The sequence below is a fragment of the Pseudomonas delhiensis genome, from assembly GCF_900187975.1.
Lineage (GTDB): Bacteria > Pseudomonadota > Gammaproteobacteria > Pseudomonadales > Pseudomonadaceae > Pseudomonas > Pseudomonas delhiensis.
Window position 1 is genome coordinate 35060 of record NZ_FZPC01000041.1, and the last position, 16342, is coordinate 51401.

A 16342-nucleotide genomic window follows, 5' to 3' on the forward strand; every position below is an offset into this window, starting at 1 on the left:
GGAGAGGGTGCTCTTACACCCAACGCCGATGCCACCGACAAACCCCGTTCGCGAGCAAGCTCGCTCCTACAATCCACCATGAGGCACGGTATTCCCCCGTAGGAGCGGACTCCGTCTTACAGACAAGAAAAACCGGCCCCACAGGCCGGTTTTTCATCCCACAAGCGACCTCAGCGGATCAGGCTGAGGAACTCGCTGCGGGTGGCGGCGTTCTCGCGGAACTCGCCGAGCATCACCGAGGTGACCATGGAGGAGTTCTGCTTCTCCACGCCGCGCATCATCATGCACATGTGCTTGGCCTCGATGACCACCGCCACGCCCAGAGCGCCGGTAACCTGCTGCACGGCCTCGGCGATCTGCCGGGACATGTTCTCCTGGATCTGCAGGCGGCGGGCGTACATGTCGACGATGCGCGCCACCTTGGACAGCCCCAGCACCTTGCCGTTGGGGATGTAGGCCACGTGGGCCTTGCCGATGAAGGGCAGCAGGTGGTGCTCGCACAGCGAGTACAGCTCGATGTCCTTGACCAGCACCATCTCGCTGTTGTCGGAGCTGAACAGCGCGCCGTTGACGATCTCTTCCAGCGTCTGCTGGTAGCCGCGGCAGAGGTACTGCATGGCCTTGGCGGCGCGCTTGGGCGTGTCGAGCAGGCCTTCGCGGGTGACGTCCTCGCCGAGCTGGCTGAGGATCTCCGAATAGTTTTGTTCCAGGGACATGATCTACCTGTTGGGACTCGTTGAAGCGCAGGAGAGGCAGGGTAGGGCGCGCGTCGCGCGCTGGCAAGGGCGCGGTGCGCCAGCGGGGACGACGGATTACTCGTCGCGCCCCTCCAGCATGGTGCGGCGCAGCATCACGTAGAGCGAGCCGGTGCCGCCGTGGCGCGGCAGGGCCGAGGTGAAGCCCAGGACCTGCGGGTGCTGGCGCAGCCAGGTGTTGACGTGGCTCTTGAGCAGCGGCCGGCGGCCGTCGGTGCGTGCCGCCTTGCCGTGGGTGACGCGCACGCAGCGCACTTCCAGGCGGGTGGCCTCGGCGAGGAAGTCCCAGAGCAGCTCGCGGGCCTTCTCGATGTTCATGCCGTGCAGGTCGAGGCTGCCCTCGAAGCCGATCTGGCCGGCCTTGAGCTTGCGCATCTGGCCTTCCTGGACGCCGTCGCGGGCCCAGTACAGCTCGTCCTCGGCGCCGACGTCGATGACGAACAGGTCGGACAAGCCGTCGACGCGCACGTTCTCCACTTTCGTCGTGGCGTTCTGCTGGCGCAGCCGGACCTGCTGGCGGTCGGCCCTGGGCTTGCCGGTGTCGGCCTGGTCCACCTCGATGCGCTTGACGCCGCGCATCTCGTTGGCGAACAGGGAAAAATCGTCGTCTTGCATGGAGCCTCCGCGAAGAGGCGGCATTCTAACGGATCACGGGCGCCTTGCGGCAAGCCCGCTCAGCCGCGCTTCTTCATCAGCCGCGGCGACAGGCTGAGGCCGTCGCCACGCCGCGCGCGGCGCCGCGCCAGGCGCCAGAACAGCACGCCCAGCCACAGGGCGAGCAGGCCGATCACCAGCAATACCGCGCCAGCCGCCGGTTCGATGTGCATCACCCCCGCCGCCGGTTGCCGGCGCAGCAACGCCGCGCCGCCGGCCAGGGCGCCGAGCACGCCGAACGCGGCGATCAGTGCGGCCACGGCGGCCACGAAGCGCCAGCGCCAGCGGCCCGGTCGCTTCGGGCGCAGCGTGCGTGGATCGAAACTGTCGGACATCTTCATCCCGGCTTCCTCATCTGCTGAACGAGGCTATGACCGGTGTCGGCGGGAGGGGGTTCCGCCCCCACGGGGAATGCCTGGCCCGCCCGTCCGGCGCGTGCCCGCTGGATGCGTTGCCTTACAGCCTAATAGCTGCGGCGGCAAGGCGCCGCCGCAGCGGGACGGACGGTGCTCAGACGAGCGCCTGGGCCTCGCCGACCACGGCGGCGAAGTTGTCGCCCAGGGCGGCCATTTCCGCATGGTGCAGGTCGCGCGCCGAGAGCACGCCGCCATCCGGGGTGGGGATGTCGCGGGTGGCGCAGGCGGCGGTGACCAGGGTGCAGCGGTAGCCGTAGTCCTTGGCCGCGCGCACGGTGGTGCTGATGCTCGAATGGGTCATGAAGCCGCAGACGATGATGTCCAGCCGGCCGTTGTGCTGCAGGCGGTCGTGCAGCTCGGTGCCGGAGAAGGCGTTGGGCAGGCGCTTCTCCACCACCACCTCGCCGGGCAGCGGCGCCAGTTCGGGCAGGAACTGCCCGCGCGGGCCCTGCGGGTCGAGCAGGCCGCCGTGGATGCCCAGGTGGCGCACGTGGACGATCGGGGTGCCCTGGCTGCGCGCGGCATCCAGCAGCAGGCGGATCTGCGCGACCGCCGGTTCCAGGCCGGGCAGGGCGAGGACGCCGCTGCGGTACTCTTCCTGGGCGTCGATGATCAGCAGCGTGCTCTGGCGGAGGGTGGCGGGCGGATAGCCGCGTCCGCTGATCTTCAGCATGCTGAGCGGTTGGGACATGACGTACTCCTGATGATGCGTATGCCACCATTGTGGTCTGTTCCGCGGGCGCTGTGAATCTATGCGAAACCCGCGCAAAGTGGTATTGACCCCCTCGACGCCGGTATGCGCCCGCTGTACGCCGCCTTGGGCTAGAATGACGGGCTTTTGCCCGTTGCGAGGACCTTGCGCCGTGACCGAATCCCGTTTGCTGACCCTTCGAGACCATATCCGCTGGGCGGTCAGCCGCTTCCATGCCGAGGGGCTGTTCTTCGGGCATGGTACCGACAACGCCTGGGACGACGCGCGTCAACTGCTGCTCGGTGCGCTGCACCTGCCATGGGAAATGGCCGATGCCTACCTGGACTGCCGCCTCGAGGACGACGAGCGCGACTACCTGCGCGAGCTGCTGCGCAAGCGCATCGAGGAGCGCGTGCCCACCGCCTACCTGCTGGGCGAGGCCTGGTTCTGCGACCTGCCCTTCGTGGTCGACGAGCGCGTGCTGGTCCCGCGTTCGCCCATCGCCGAGCTGATCCGCCAGCGCTTCGCGCCCTGGCTGGCGGCGGAGCCGGCGCGCATCCTCGACCTGTGCACCGGCTCGGGCTGCATCGGCATCGCCTGCGCCCACGAATTCCCCCGGGCGGAAGTGGTGCTGGCCGACCTGTCCTTCGACGCCCTGGAAGTGGCCAACGTCAACATCGAGCGCCACGAGCTGGGCGAGCGCGTCTACACCGTGCAGGGCGACGGCTTCGCCGGCCTGCCGGGGCAGCGCTTCGACCTGATCGTGTCCAACCCGCCCTACGTCGACGCCGAGGATTTCGCCGACATGCCGGCCGAGTACCAGCACGAACCGGAACTGGGCCTGGCCTGCGGCGACGACGGCCTGGACCTGGTGCGGCGCATGCTCGCCGAGGCCGCCGACCACCTGGCCGAGCAGGGCACCCTGATAGTCGAGGTGGGCAACAGCCAGGTGCACGTCGAGGCGCTGTACCCGGAGGTGGACTTCACCTGGCTGGAGTTCCGCCACGGCGGGCACGGGGTGTTCCTGCTCTCGGCGAAGCAGTGCCGGGAGCACCAGGCGCTGTTCCGCTCGCGGGTGAGCTGAGGCGCCGCGGGCCCTGCCCGCGATTTCGCGCGCAGGGCGCGCTCCTGCAGGGGCCTGCGTCGGGTGCCCTTCGTAGGAGCGAGCTTGCTCGCGAACCATGACCGTCACTCCCGCGAACGCGGGAGCCCAGCGTCTCTGGTTCCCCGCGTTCGCGGGGATGACGGGGTGGCGGAGGCACGCAGGGCGGTTCGCGAGCAAGCTCGCTCCTACGAGAAGCCATGCCCGCCCGTCCGTCCGCCCCGGCCCTCAGTGCGTCGCCATCCAGATCAGCAGCCCCGCCTGGAACACCGCGAACACCGTCAGGCAGGCGATGATGAAGCGCAGGCTGGTGTCGTCGCGGCGGAAGGTCTCGATGCGCTGCTGCAGCTTGCGGATCTCGTTGTCCTGGCTGGCCAGGTTCTGGTCGGCCTGCTCCAGCATGGCCGCGGCGTCCAGCAGCGGCACCAGCTGCACCTTGTCCTTGTTCCAGTCGTCGTACAGCTCGCTCACCCGGCCGGCGCCGTAGCGGGCCTTGAGCAGGCGCGAGTCCTCGTACTCGACGTCGAAGCCCTGGGCGCGCAGGAAATGGTCGCGGCGCAGGCGGATGTCCTCGTTGGGCGCGTCCTTCACCCCCAGGGTGCCGCCCTCGACCTTGTAGTGCGCCCACTTCTGCCTGGCCCAGGCGATGCCCTGGGCCAGCAGGAAGCGGCCCAGGCCACGGTTGATCGGCTCCAGGGCGAAGCCGCTGTCGGCGCCGAAGCGCACTTCCCTGTTGCGGTGGTCGGCCCAGACCTCGAACAGGTTCTGCTCCTTGCGCAGGGCCTGGCCGGGCAACTGGACGCTCAGGCGCAGCAGGCTCCGCTCCGGGGCGTGGCGTTCCACCCGGCCGAGCTGGACGAAGCGCAGGGGGCGGGCGCCGGTGCTGCGGTCGGTGGGCTGGGGCGCCAGGCGCAGCAGGCGGAAATGCTCCGGCGCCAGCTCCGCCCAGGGGTGGGGCGGGGCCGGTGCTTCGGCGGGGGCGGCGTCGTCGCTGCGCGGGTCGGCGTCGGTCATCGGAATCCTCGGGCCTGGCCGGCGGCCAGGGCTGACTCAACTTCTGCAGGAGGCATGTGTAACGCCTTTCATACAGGGGTTAAGCGATTATCGACGCCGGGGCGGATTTCTTGAGACGTTCGTTTCAGCCCATGCCCTGGGCTGGCGGCTCCTGCGGGCGGACCCTGCGGATGAAATCGACCAGCCGCTGGACCAGGTCGCGGGCCAGCGGCAGGTTGGCGTCGTTGTAGGACGCCAGCTGTTTCTTCACGTCGGCCGGGACGATGCGCAGGATGTGGTTCATGCCGGACACCAGCTGCAGCTCGGCGTCCGGCCTTGCGCGGTGCAGGGCCTGGGCGTCGGCCACGTCGACCTGGATGTCGCTGGTGCCCTGCAGGATCAGCGTCGGCTGGCGCACCCGGGCCAGCGCCCGGGCCGGGTCGTGGCGGAACAGCGAGATCAGGTAGGGCTGCACGCTGGGGCGCAACAGCGCGTTCAGCTGCGCCGGCACCTCGGGCACCTGCCGGCCGCCGCGCAACTGGTCGAGGATGGCGTCGGCCCTGGCCAGCAGGGGCGGCGGCAGGCGCACCGAGAGCTGCTCGCGCAGGACCTTGTCGATCGGCCGGCCGCTGCCGGCGATCAGCACCAGGGCCGCGGCCCGGCTGCGCGGTGCGGCGAGGCTTGCGATCAGCGCGCCCTCGCTGTGGCCGACCAGCACCTGCGGGCCGAAGCGCGGGTCGGCGGCCAGCCGGTCGCTCCAGGCCACCAGGTCGTCGACGTAGCCGTCCACGCTCAGTTGCCGCTCGTCGGGGGCGGCGTCGCGGCTGCGGGCGACGCCGCGCTTGTCGTAGCGCAGGCTGGCGATGCCGTTGGCCGCCAGGGCCTCGGCCAGGCGCCGCAGGTAGGCGTTGTTGCCGCCCCCGGGGTTGTTGCCGTCGCGGTCGGTGGGCCCGGAGCCGGCCACCAGCACGGCCAGCGGCGGCGGGGTGGCGGCCTGGGGCAGCAGCAGGGTGCCGCGCAGCACGCCGTGGCCGGTGTCCAGGTCGTAGGGGCGTTGCAGGATGGTGGGGGAGGCGGCGTAGGTCATTGCGGCGAACAGCCAGCAGGAAAGAAGGGCGATGAGGCGTGGCATGGAAGGCTTCATGGACTGCATGATAGCGGTTTGACGGCGCGCGCCGCGGAAGGTTCGCAGGGCCGAGTGTCGCAGGTATACTGCTGGGCCTTTTCGTTCACCCAAGTCTTCCGCGGAGCCTCGCATGTCCGGCAACACCTACGGCAAGCTGTTCACCGTCACCACCGCTGGCGAGAGCCACGGCCCGGCGCTGGTCGCCATCGTCGACGGCTGCCCGCCCGGCCTTGAGCTGTCCCTGGAAGACCTGCAGCGCGACCTCGACCGGCGCAAGCCCGGCACCAGCCGGCACACCACCCAGCGCCAGGAGGCCGACGAGGTGGAAATCCTCTCCGGCGTGTTCGAGGGCAAGACCACCGGCACCCCGATCGGCCTGCTGATCCGCAACACCGACCAGAAGTCCAAGGACTACTCGGCGATCAAGGACCTGTTCCGCCCGGCCCACGCTGACTACAGCTACCACCACAAGTACGGCATCCGCGACTACCGCGGCGGCGGCCGTTCCTCGGCCCGCGAGACCGCCATGCGGGTGGCCGCCGGCGCCATCGCCAAGAAGGCCCTGGCGGCCCTGGGCATCCGCGTGCGCGGCTACATGAGCCAACTGGGCCCGATCGAGATTCCCTTCAGGACCTGGGACAGCGTCGAGCAGAACGCCTTCTTCAGCCCCGACCCGGACAAGGTGCCGGAGCTGGAGGCCTACATGGACCAGCTGCGCCGCGACCAGGATTCGGTGGGCGCGAAGATCACCGTGGTCGCCGAAGGCGTGCCGCCGGGCCTGGGCGAGCCGATCTTCGACCGCCTGGACGCCGAGCTGGCCCACGCGCTGATGAGCATCAATGCGGTCAAGGGCGTGGAGATCGGCGCCGGCTTCGCCAGCGTCGCCCAGCGTGGCACCGAGCACCGCGACGAGCTGACCCCGCAAGGTTTCCTGTCGAACAACGCCGGCGGCATCCTCGGCGGCATCTCCAGCGGCCAGCCGATAGTCGCCCACCTGGCGCTCAAGCCCACCTCCAGCATCACCACCCCCGGCCGCTCCATCGACGTCAACGGCAACCCGGTGGAAGTGGTCACCAAGGGCCGCCACGACCCCTGCGTGGGCATCCGCGCCACCCCCATCGCCGAGGCGATGATGGCCATCGTGCTGCTCGACCACCTGCTGCGCAACCGCGCGCAGAATGCCGGGGTGAGCGTGGCAACCCCGGTGCTGGGCCAACTATGAGCTGCAGGCTACAGGCGGCAGGCTTCAGGAAACAGCGGCTTCTGCCTGCAGCCTGCCGCCTGTAGCCTGTGGCCGCTCCCCTGCCTTATTGGCGCCTGTCCAGCTTCTACTTCTTCTATTTCTGCCTGCTGGGCGGGACCGCGCCTTTCCTCGCCCTGTACTTCCACCACCTGGGCTTTTCCGCCGCGCGCATCGGCGAGCTGGTGGCCATCCCCATGCTGATGCGCTGCGTGGCGCCGAACCTGTGGGGCTGGCTGGGCGACCGCTCCGGCCAGCGCCTGCGCATCGTGCGTTTCGGCGCGCTGTGTACCGCGGCATGCTTCGCCCTCATCTTCCTCGACCACAGCTACGCCTGGCTGGCGCTGGTGATGGCCGGGCACGCGTTCTTCTGGCACGCGGTGCTGCCGCAGTTCGAGGTGATCACCCTGGCCCACCTGGGCGAGCGCACCGCCAGCTACAGCCGCATCCGCCTGTGGGGCTCGATCGGCTTCATCTGCACCGTGGTCGGCCTCGGCCGGCTGTTCGAGGCCACCAGCCTGGACTACTACCCCTGGGCGCTGCTGGCGATCATGCTGGGCATCGTCGGCGCCAGCTGGTGGGTGCCCAACGCCCAGCCGGCCTGGCGCCACGGCGACGCGCCGGCCAGCGGCTTCCTGGCCCAGCTGCGCCAGCCCGGGGTGATAGCCTTCTACCTGTGCGTGTGCCTGATGCAGCTGTCCCACGGCCCGTACTACACCTTCCTCACCCTGCACCTGGAGCGCCTCGGCTACAGCCGCGGGCTGATCGGCTGGCTGTGGGCCCTGGGGGTGGTGGCCGAGGTCCTGCTGTTCCTGGCGATGCCGCGCCTGCTGGGGCGTTTCAGCCTGCGCCAGGTGCTGGCGGCGAGCTTCCTGCTGGCGGCGCTGCGCTGGCTGCTGCTGGGCAGCCTGGCCGGCCACCTGGGCCTGCTATTGTTCGCCCAGCTGCTGCACGCGGCCACCTTCGGCGCCTTCCACGCCGCGGCCATCCATTTCGTCCAGCGCAGCTTCCAGGCGCGCCAGCAGGGCCAGGGCCAGGCGCTCTACGCCGCCCTGGCCGGCACCGGCGGCGCCCTGGGCGCGCTTTACTCCGGCTACAGCTGGGCTAGCCTGGGTCCGGCCTGGACCTTCGCCATCGCCAGCCTCGCGGCCCTGGCCGCAGCCGTTATCATCGGTACCCGTCTGAAAGAGGAGCGGGCATGAGCGTCAATCGTGAACACCTGACCCGGCAGATCATCGAGGCCGGGCGCTTCCTGTACGGCCGCGGCTGGTCGCCGGCCACCAGCAGCAATTATTCCGCGCGCCTGGCCGCCGACCGTGCGCTGCTCACCGTTTCGGGCCGGCACAAGGGCCAGCTGGGCGTCGACGACGTGCTGGAGACGGACCTGGCCGGCAACAGCCTGGAACCGGGCAAGAAGCCCTCGGCCGAGACCCTGCTGCACACCCAGCTCTACGCCTGGCGCCCGGAGATAGGCGCGGTGCTGCACACCCACTCGGTGAACGCCACCGTGCTCTCGCGCCTGACCCAGGGCGAGCGCCTGGAGCTGGAGGACTACGAGCTGCAGAAGGCCTTCGCCGGCGTCACCACCCACGAGGGCCGGGTGACGGTGCCGATCTTCGACAACGACCAGGACATCGCCCGCCTGGCGGCCAAGGTCCAGCCCTGGCTGGACGCCCACCCGGACTGCCCCGGCTACCTGATCCGCGGCCACGGCCTGTACACTTGGGGGCCGCGCATGGAAGACGCCCTGCGCCAGGTGGAAGCCTTCGAATTCCTCTTCGAATGCGAACTTAAAGTGATCAGCCTTCGCGGCGGCACGCGCTGAGCGAATCCGGCAGTACCCGAGGACCCGACCATGAGCAGCCTGACCGTCTACCACGAATCCGCCCCCGAGCAGCCGCTGAAACTGCTCACCCACGCCGAGGACATCGCCGCCACCCTGGCCGAGCTCGGCGTGCGCTTCGAGCGCTGGCAGGCCAGCGCGCCCATCGCCCCCGGCGCCAGCCCCGACGAGGTGCTGGCCGCCTACGCGGCGGAGATCCAGCGCCTGAAGGACGAGCAGGGCTACGTCACCGTCGACGTGGTCAGCCTGAACGCCGACCACCCGCAGAAGGACGAGCTGCGCGCCAAGTTCCTCGACGAGCACCGCCACGGCGAGGACGAGGTGCGCTTCTTCGTCGCCGGCCGCGGGCTGTTCACCCTGCACGTCGAGGACCACGTCTACGCCGTGCTCTGCGAGAAGAACGACCTGATCTCGGTGCCGGCCGGCACCCGCCACTGGTTCGACATGGGCGAGCGCCCGCACTTCGTGGCCATCCGCCTGTTCAACAACCCCGAGGGCTGGGTGGCGAAGTTCACCGGCGACGGGATCGCCGGGCGCTTCCCGCTGCTGGAAGACTGAATACCTCGTTGCCCCACAGGAGCAACTGCCTTACGTATGCGCCCCATCCCGTCATTCCCGCGAACGCGGGAACCCAGAGACTCTGGATCCCCGCGTTCGCGGGGACGACGGCGAGGGAAGGGCGCGCTTCTGGAGTCCCCATGCCGATCAAAGCCATCCTCACCGACATCGAAGGCACCACCAGCGCCGTCAGCTTCGTCTTCGACGTGCTCTTCCCCTACGCCGCGGCGCACCTGCCGGACTTCGTCCGCGAGCACGCCGACAAGCCCGACGTGGCCGCGCAGCTGGACGCTGTGCGCGCCGAGAGCGGCGAGGCCGGGGCCGACGTCGAGCGCTGCATCGCCATCCTCCTGCAATGGATAGCCGAGGACCGCAAGGCCACGCCGCTGAAGGCGCTGCAGGGCATGGTCTGGGAGCAGGGCTACCGCGCCGGCCAGCTCAAGGGCCACGTCTACCCGGACGCGGTGGAGGCGCTGCGCCGCTGGAAGGCCGAGGGCTACGACCTGTACGTCTACTCCTCCGGCTCGATCCAGGCGCAGAAGCTGATCTTCGGCTGCTCCGAGGCCGGCGACCTGACGCCGCTGTTCTCCGGCTACTTCGATACCACCAGCGGGCCCAAGCGCGAGGCCGCCTCCTACGCGCGCATCGCCCAGGCCATCGGCCTGCCGGCGGAGCAGGTGCTGTTCCTCTCCGACGTGGTGCAGGAACTGGACGCGGCCCGCGAGGCTGGCCTTGCGACCACCGGCCTGGCCCGCGAGGGCGGCGCCCTGGAAGGCCACGAGACGCAGGCCAGCTTCGCCCTGATCGACCCGGCCCGCTGCTGAGGCCGCCGCCGTCTATGCTGGAGGGCACACCTCCAGCAGCGGGAGCGGCGCCATGGGTTCGACCTTCAACGGGCTGATCGGCCTGATCATCTTCGCCCTCGACGTCTGGGCGATCATCAGCGTGCTCAAGAGCGGCGCGGAGGTGCCGATCAAGATCATCTGGGTGCTGGTGATCGTCATCCTGCCCTTGCTCGGGCTGGTGATCTGGGCGATCGCCGGGCCGAAGGGCAACGTCCGCGTATAGCGGGGTGACGAGGGTTTTCGTAGGAGCGAGCTTGCTCGCGAATGGAGTTTCCCCAGAACACGAAACCTCCCGGGAAACCCCATCAAACCAGCTCCAACTCCCGCGATTCCCCCACCATCACCCCCTCCAGCCGCAGCAGCGCCTCCTTGCGCGGCAGGCCGCCGCCGTAGCCGGTCAGGCTGCCGTCGCGGCCGATCACCCGGTGGCAGGGGATGATGATGCTGATCGGGTTGGCGCCGTTGGCCGCGCCCACCGCGCGCACCGCCTTCGGCCGGCCGATGCGTTCGGCCAGGTCGGCGTACCAGGTGGTGTGGCCGTAGGGGATCTGCGTGAGCGCGTGCCAGACCTGGCGCTGGAACTCGGTGCCGCGGGGCGCCAGGGGCAGGTCGAAGACCTTGCGCTTGCCGGCGAAGTATTCGTCCAGCTGGCGCATCGCCTCATCTAGCTGGTGGCTGGCCTCGCGCCAGTCCGGGCCCGGCTCGTGGCCTTCGAAGGGCGTCATGTAGAGCATCCGCAGGCCCTGCTCGTCGCCGGCCAGCAGCAGGCGGCAGAGGGGGCTGTCGTAGTAGCGGTAGTGCATGGCTTCATCCTCCGATGCGGCTGCCTTGCGAGTAGGCTTGCCAGAGATAGACGGCGGCGTAGGCGCGCCAGGGGCGCCAGGCCTCGGCGCGGCGTTGCAGGTCGCGGGCGGCGATGCCGGCCTCGCCCCAGACCGGCGACTTGAGCAGGCCCAGGTCGGCGGCGGGGAAGGCGTCGGCCTCGCCGAAGGCGCGCAGGGCCACGTATTCGGCGGTCCAGGGGCCGATGCCGGGCAGCTCGCAGAGGCGCTTCACCAGGGCCTCGGCGCCATCGTCCACGTGCAGTTCCAGGGCGCCCTCGGCCACCGCGGCGGCGAAGCGCTGCAGGCTGGCCACGCGCTTGCCGGGCATGCCGATGCCGGCCAGGTCCGCCTCGGCCAGGGCCCGCGGGGTAGGGAAGAGGTGCTGCGGGCCGTCGGCCACGGCGTTGCCCAGGGGCTGGCCGAGGCGCTGCACCAGGCGGCCGGTGATGGTCACCGCGGCCTTCACCGTGACCTGCTGGCCGACGATGGCGCGCACCGCCTGCTCGAAGGGATCGAAGGCGCAGGGCAGGCGCAGCCCCGGCCAGGCCTCGACGAGCGGGCGCAACAGCGGGTCGGCGCCCAGGTGCGCGGCCACCGCCCGCGGGTCGCTGTCCAGGTCGAACATCTTGCGCACCCGCTCGGCCAGCGGGGCGCTGTCGGCGGCGCCGCCGTCCAGGTGCAACTCCAGGCGCAGGGCAGGCTCGCCGGCCAGCGGGCGGATGTCCATCCAGCCGGGCACGCCGTCCAGGCGCAGGCTGCGCCGGTAGTGGGCCTCGCCCAGGGTTTCCACCCCGGCCAGGCGGCGCAGGGCGAAATGCTCGTGGAACTGCCGCCAGTCCCAGGGCGGCTGGTAGGGCAGGTGCAGGACGAGGGGGGCGATGGCTGTGTTCATGGCGCTGACCATAACCCGCCGCCGCCGCGCTGTCGTCCCGCAGCTGACTTTCAAACTGTATGGGCACAGCGAGTGGGTTCGACCTGTCATGCCTCGCACAGTAGAATGCGCGCCTTTCACGGCCGGCCCTCGGCCCGCTTCATTCACCGTCGAACCGGGAGACCGCCCATGCGCGACTACCAGGAAACCCTCTACGAAGGCTACGGCCAGCGTTTCAGCGTCGACCAGCTGCTGCACGAGGTGCGCACCGAGCACCAGCACCTGGTGATCTTCGAGAACGCCCGCATGGGCCGGGTGATGGCCCTGGACGGGGTGATCCAGACCACCGAGGCCGACGAGTTCATCTACCACGAGATGCTCACCCACGTGCCCATCCTCGCCCACGGCGCGGCCAGGCGCGTGCTGATCATCGGCGGCGGCGACGGCGGCATGCTGCGCGAGGTGTGCAAGCACGCCGGCGTCGAGCACATCACCATGGTCGAGATCGACGGCACCGTGGTCGACATGTGCAGGCAGTTCCTGCCGCGCCACTCCAACGGCGCCTTCGACGACCCGCGCCTGGACCTGGTGATCGACGACGGCATGCGCTTCGTCGCCACCACCGAGCGCCGGTTCGACGTGATCATCTCCGACTCCACCGACCCCATCGGCCCGGGCGAGGTGCTGTTCTCCGAGAACTTCTACCAGGCCTGCCACCGCTGCCTGAACCCGGGCGGCGTGCTGGTCACCCAGAACGGCACGCCCTTCATGCAGCTGGACACCGTGCGCAACACCGCCGGGCGGATGAACGGCCTGTTCGCCGACTGGCACTTCTACCAGGCGGCGGTGCCCACCTACATCGGCGGCGCCATGACCTTCGCCTGGGGCGCTACCGACCCGGCGCTGCGCCAGGTGCCGCTGGAGACTCTGCGCCAGCGCTTCGCCGCCAGCGGCATCGCCACCGGCTACTACAACCCGGAAATCCACCGGGGCGCCTTCGCCCTGCCGCAGTACGTGCTGCAGGCCATCGGCAAGCCGCACAACGACTGACCGGCGCGCGCCGCCGGGACCGCCCGGCGGCGACGACTCTTTTTTCACCCGCATTGGGCATAATCCCCCGCTTCGGCGGCGATTCTTAAGGTCCGGCTAATCTTGCCCGACTAGAATGCGCCGCCGGCTTCCACGCCCCCGCCCCGCGGCGGCGTGGCGGCCATGCGTCCCTCGCCCGTGCCGGGGAGGGCGCCCGAAACCGAAAGTCGCAGAATACGGAACCTGACCATGGGCCAATCGGAAGTCCTGAATACCCGCCAGCGCGCGGCCAACCTCGCGCGCGCGACGGTGTCCAGCCACCTGGGGTTCATCCTGCTCAGCAGCCTGGCGCTGATGCTGATGTTCTCGCTGCTGCGCCTGGCGCTGCTGATCTACAACCGCGAGCTGATCGGCGACACCCCGGCCAGCACCTTCGTCGAGGCCTTCCTCACCGGGGTGCGCTTCGACATCCGCGCGGTGGTGCTGATAGTCGCGCCGATGATCTTCGCCCTGGCCAGCGTCACCGCCATGCGCTGGCGCATGCTCTGGCGCGTCTGGCTGACCGCCCTGGCCAGCCTGACGCTGTTCCTCGGCGTGCTCGAGCTGGACTTCTACCGCGAGTTCCACCAGCGCCTGAACAGCCTGGTGTTCCAGTACATGTCCGAAGACCCGAAGACGGTCATGAGCATGATCTGGTACGGCTACCCGGTGGTCCGCTACCTGCTGGCCTGGGCCGTGGCCACCTGGCTGCTGTTCATGCTGTTCCGCGGCGTCGACCGCGCCACCCGGCCCAGCGCCGTGGGCGCCTCGGCCGCCGCCTGGTACCTGCGCGTCGCCGCCCTGCTGGTGGTGGTGCTGGTGGCCGGCGTCGCCTACCGCGGCACCCTGCGCCAGGGCCCGCCGCTGCGCTGGGGCGATGCCTTCACCACCGACTCCATGTTCGCCAACCACCTGGGCCTGAACGGCTCCATGACCCTGCTCAAGGCCGCCGAGGACCGCTTCGGCGAGGACCGCGCGAACATCTGGAAGGCCACCCTGCCCGACGACCAGGCCCGCGACACCGTGCGGCAGATGCTGCTGACGCCCAACGACAAGCTGGTCGACGCCGACGACGCGGCCATCCGCCGCGACTTCACCCCGCCGGCCGAAGGCACGCTGCCGGGCGTGAAGAACGTGGTGGTGATCCTCCTGGAAAGCTTCGCCGGCCACTTCGTCGGCGCCCTGGGCGCGCCGGGCAACATCACCCCGTACTTCGACAAGCTGTCGAAGGAAGGCCTGCTGTTCACCCAGTTCTTCTCCAACGGCACCCATACCCACCAGGGCATGTTCGCCACCATGGCCTGCTTCCCCAACCTGCCGGGCTTCGAGTACCTGATGCAGACGCCGGAGGGCGGCCACAAGTTCTCCGGCCTGCCGCAGCTGCTCAGCGCCCGCCAGTTCGACGACGTCTACGTTTACAACGGCGACTTCGCCTGGGACAACCAGTCCGGCTTTTTCGCCAACCAGGGCATGACCACCTTCGTCGGCCGCAACGACTTCGTGAACCCGGTGTTCTCCGACCCGACCTGGGGCGTGTCCGACCAGGACATGTTCGCCCGCGGCAACGAGGAACTGGACCGCCTGGCCGCCACCGGCAAGCCGTTCTACGCCCTGCTGCAGTCGCTCTCCAACCACGTGCCCTACGCCCTGCCCAAGGACCTGCCGGTGGAGCGCGTGACCGGCAACGGCAGCCTCGACGAGCACCTGACCGCCATGCGCTACTCCGACTGGGCGCTGGGCCAGTTCTTCGAGAAGGCGAAGAAATCGCCCTACTACAAGGACACCCTGTTCGTGGTGGTGGGCGACCACGGCTTCGGCGCGCCGGAGCAGTTGACCGAGATGGACCTGTTCCGCTTCAACGTGCCGCTGCTGATCATCGCCCCGGGCATCCAGGAGAAGTTCGGCGGCAGCCGCGACACCGTCGGCACCCAGATCGACATAGTGCCGACCATCATGGGCCGCCTGGGCGGCGAGGTGCGCCACCAGTGCTGGGGCCGCGACCTGCTGAACCTGCCGGCCGGCGACAAGGGCTTCGGCGTGATCAAGCCCTCGGGCAGCGAACAGGTGGTGGCCATCCTTTCCGGCAACCGCATCCTGATCAAGCCCAAGGAAGGCGACATCCGCGTGTACGACTACCAGGTCGGCGCCCATCCCAAGGCCGACCGCGTGCAGAACGTGCCGGACGAGGCCGAGCTGAAGAAGCGCCTGGAGTCCTTCATCCAGACCGCCACCGGCAGCCTGCTGAACAACACCACCGGCGTGGTGGACAGCAAGCCGGACAGCGACTGACCGGCGCATGATGGAAAAGGGGCCCGCGGGCCCCTTTTTCGTGGGCGGTGCTTTAAAATTTGGTTATAAATTAAGTCGATATTGATATAAGCGCTTATAAGGAAAGCCGCTATCCTGCCCGCCGGTTTTCGCGGGCCGCTCATGGCTTTCAGGAAGGGTTGATGGAATTCGGCGTCCTTGGTTTCGTTGTCGCAGGCTTGGTGGTCGGGTTCATCGTGGGCATGACCGGTGTCGGCGGCGGTTCGCTGATGACGCCCATCCTGCTCTGGTTCGGCATCAACCCGGCCGCCGCCGTGGGCACCGACCTGCTGTACGCGGCCATCACCAAGTCCGGCGGCGTGCTGGTGCACACCCGGCACAGGAACGTCGACTGGCGCATCACCGGCTGGCTGACCCTCGGCAGCGTGCCGGCGGCGGGCCTGACCCTGCTGTTCCTGCACGGCCTGGGCGCCGACACCCAGGCGCTGAACACGGTGATCAAGCACGCCCTGGGCGTGGTCCTGCTGCTCACCGCCCTGGCCATCCTGTTCAAGCAGAAGCTGCTGGCCTTCGCCCACAGGCACGCCGGCGACCACTACCACCTGGGCGGCACCAGCCTGAACAGCCTCACGGTGCTGACCGGCGTGGTGCTCGGCGCCATGGTCGCGCTGACCTCCATCGGCGCCGGCGCCCTGGGCACGGTGGCGCTGTTCGTGCTCTACCCCTTCCTCGCCACTCGCCGCCTGGTGGGCACCGAGATCGCCCACGCGGTGCCCCTGACCCTGGTGGCCGGCCTGGGCCACGCCAGCATGGGCAACATGGACTGGCAACTGCTGGGCTACCTGTTGTGCGGCTCGCTGCCGGGCATCTACCTGGGCAGCCACCTGTCCGGGCGGATTTCCGACAGCGTCCTGCGGCCGTGCCTGGCGGTGATGCTGTTCGGTATCGGCTACAAGCTGGTGTTCTGAGCCGGTTCGGTGGTTCTCTGGGTTCGTAATTGGATGGACTCACCCTCACCGAGGCGTCGAGGCGCCACGGTGGCATTCTAAGAGGCCAGCGACAGTGAGGGTGAGGCCATGAAAAAGCAT

At 69.4% G+C, this 16342-nt stretch carries 18 protein-coding genes; 10 read left to right on the forward strand and 8 right to left on the reverse strand.

Annotated features, from left to right (window positions below; genetic code table 11):
- Window positions 1-170: 170 nt before the first annotated feature.
- From folE to CHC02_RS27125, 4 genes are all read right to left on the reverse strand, one after another.
- The gene (gene folE / locus CHC02_RS27110; RefSeq protein ID WP_089394489.1) at window positions 171-716 is read right to left on the reverse strand and encodes a GTP cyclohydrolase I FolE; all 546 of its coding nucleotides are present in this window, start codon (window positions 714-716) and stop codon (window positions 171-173) included.
- 96 nt (window positions 717-812) lie between these two features.
- On the reverse strand, window positions 813-1370 hold the full coding sequence (locus CHC02_RS27115; protein WP_089394490.1) for a Smr/MutS family protein: 558 nt from the start codon (window positions 1368-1370) through the stop codon (window positions 813-815).
- Window positions 1371-1429: 59 nt separating this feature from the next.
- The gene (locus CHC02_RS27120) at window positions 1430-1750 is read right to left on the reverse strand and encodes a hypothetical protein (protein ID WP_009618630.1); all 321 of its coding nucleotides are present in this window, start codon (window positions 1748-1750) and stop codon (window positions 1430-1432) included.
- A 169-nt stretch (window positions 1751-1919) separates the two neighbouring features.
- Window positions 1920-2516, reverse strand: a complete 597-nt coding sequence (locus CHC02_RS27125) for a cysteine hydrolase family protein (protein ID WP_089394491.1) — start codon at window positions 2514-2516, stop codon at window positions 1920-1922.
- A 172-nt stretch (window positions 2517-2688) separates the two neighbouring features.
- On the opposite strand from CHC02_RS27125, the gene prmB reads away from it, so the two are divergent.
- A complete protein-coding gene (gene prmB / locus CHC02_RS27130) occupies window positions 2689-3600 on the forward strand; it encodes a 50S ribosomal protein L3 N(5)-glutamine methyltransferase (protein WP_089394492.1) in 912 nt (303 codons plus the stop codon).
- Between the two features lie 246 nt (window positions 3601-3846).
- On the opposite strand, the gene CHC02_RS27135 is transcribed toward prmB, so the two are convergent.
- Together CHC02_RS27135 and CHC02_RS27140 are read right to left on the reverse strand one after the other, a co-directional pair.
- Window positions 3847-4632 carry a hypothetical protein gene (locus CHC02_RS27135; RefSeq protein ID WP_089394493.1) on the reverse strand — a complete coding sequence of 262 codons (786 nt, stop codon included), beginning with the start codon at window positions 4630-4632 and terminating at the stop codon, window positions 3847-3849.
- A gap of 124 nt (window positions 4633-4756) precedes the next feature.
- Window positions 4757-5755, reverse strand: a complete 999-nt coding sequence (locus CHC02_RS27140; protein WP_167364855.1) for an alpha/beta hydrolase — start codon at window positions 5753-5755, stop codon at window positions 4757-4759.
- Between the two features lie 112 nt (window positions 5756-5867).
- Here CHC02_RS27140 and aroC point away from each other — a divergent pair, with 112 nt between their 5' ends.
- The 6 genes from aroC (at window position 5868) to CHC02_RS27170 (ending at window position 10446) form a co-directional block, all read left to right on the forward strand.
- Window positions 5868-6959 (forward strand): chorismate synthase, encoded by a 1092-nt coding sequence (gene aroC, locus CHC02_RS27145; RefSeq protein ID WP_089394494.1) that lies wholly within the window; start codon window positions 5868-5870, stop codon window positions 6957-6959.
- Window positions 6960-7027: 68 nt separating this feature from the next.
- Entirely contained in the window at window positions 7028-8179 is a 1152-nt protein-coding gene (locus CHC02_RS27150; RefSeq protein WP_089394495.1) for an MFS transporter, read from the forward strand.
- Entirely contained in the window at window positions 8176-8802 is a 627-nt protein-coding gene (locus CHC02_RS27155) for a methylthioribulose 1-phosphate dehydratase (RefSeq protein WP_089394496.1), read from the forward strand. The genes CHC02_RS27150 and CHC02_RS27155 overlap by 4 nt, the downstream gene beginning before the upstream one ends.
- Window positions 8803-8832: 30 nt before the next feature.
- On the forward strand, window positions 8833-9378 hold the full coding sequence (locus CHC02_RS27160; protein ID WP_089394497.1) for a 1,2-dihydroxy-3-keto-5-methylthiopentene dioxygenase: 546 nt from the start codon (window positions 8833-8835) through the stop codon (window positions 9376-9378).
- A 140-nt stretch (window positions 9379-9518) separates the two neighbouring features.
- Entirely contained in the window at window positions 9519-10202 is a 684-nt protein-coding gene (gene mtnC, locus CHC02_RS27165; protein WP_089394498.1) for an acireductone synthase, read from the forward strand.
- Between the two features lie 52 nt (window positions 10203-10254).
- Window positions 10255-10446, forward strand: coding sequence for a PLDc N-terminal domain-containing protein (locus tag CHC02_RS27170; RefSeq protein WP_089394499.1), 192 nt, complete (start codon window positions 10255-10257; stop codon window positions 10444-10446).
- 82 nt (window positions 10447-10528) lie between these two features.
- Here CHC02_RS27170 and CHC02_RS27175 read toward each other — a convergent pair whose 3' ends face one another.
- Both CHC02_RS27175 and CHC02_RS27180 read right to left on the reverse strand, forming a co-directional pair.
- On the reverse strand, window positions 10529-11026 hold the full coding sequence (locus tag CHC02_RS27175; protein WP_089394500.1) for a methylated-DNA--[protein]-cysteine S-methyltransferase: 498 nt from the start codon (window positions 11024-11026) through the stop codon (window positions 10529-10531).
- A 4-nt stretch (window positions 11027-11030) separates the two neighbouring features.
- Window positions 11031-11939, reverse strand: coding sequence for a DNA-3-methyladenine glycosylase family protein (locus tag CHC02_RS27180; RefSeq protein ID WP_089394507.1), 909 nt, complete (start codon window positions 11937-11939; stop codon window positions 11031-11033).
- A gap of 168 nt (window positions 11940-12107) precedes the next feature.
- Between CHC02_RS27180 and speE the strand changes: the two genes are divergently transcribed.
- The 3 genes from speE (at window position 12108) to CHC02_RS27195 (ending at window position 16222) form a co-directional block, all read left to right on the forward strand.
- A complete protein-coding gene (speE, locus tag CHC02_RS27185) occupies window positions 12108-12968 on the forward strand; it encodes a polyamine aminopropyltransferase (RefSeq protein ID WP_089394501.1) in 861 nt (286 codons plus the stop codon).
- Between the two features lie 228 nt (window positions 12969-13196).
- On the forward strand, window positions 13197-15275 hold the full coding sequence (locus CHC02_RS27190; protein WP_089394502.1) for an LTA synthase family protein: 2079 nt from the start codon (window positions 13197-13199) through the stop codon (window positions 15273-15275).
- Window positions 15276-15436: 161 nt separating this feature from the next.
- Window positions 15437-16222, forward strand: coding sequence for a sulfite exporter TauE/SafE family protein (locus CHC02_RS27195; protein ID WP_089394503.1), 786 nt, complete (start codon window positions 15437-15439; stop codon window positions 16220-16222).
- Window positions 16223-16342: the final 120 nt, after the last annotated feature.